The 205-nt window shown below is 70.2% G+C and carries 1 pseudogene; it reads right to left on the bottom strand.

The annotated features are described in order from the left end of the window. A pseudogene (locus tag IH44_RS49015) lies at positions 1-205 on the bottom strand (hypothetical protein); the annotation flags it as partial.

Raw genomic sequence — 205 nt, 5'->3', positions numbered from 1 at the left:
CTGAGACCGCGTTTGAGATCTCGTGGTTCGGTGGGTGAGAGCGGTCGCGGGCCTGGTCGGGTGGCGGGGCGGCCGCGGGTGAGTCGGCGGACCATGATGCCGATCATCGCCCAGCGGATCATGGTCTCGGAGTGGGCGGGGCTGGTCTCGTAGTCGCGGGCGAGGCGACGGTGGGCGGTGAGCCACGAGAACGTGCGCTCGATCG

Origin of the sequence: Kitasatospora sp. NRRL B-11411 (assembly GCF_000721345.1) — a bacterium.
Lineage (GTDB): Bacteria > Actinomycetota > Actinomycetes > Streptomycetales > Streptomycetaceae > Kitasatospora > Kitasatospora cineracea.
The sequence above is the reverse complement of the archived record's forward strand: the minus strand, read 5'-3'. Positions and strand labels throughout refer to the sequence as shown.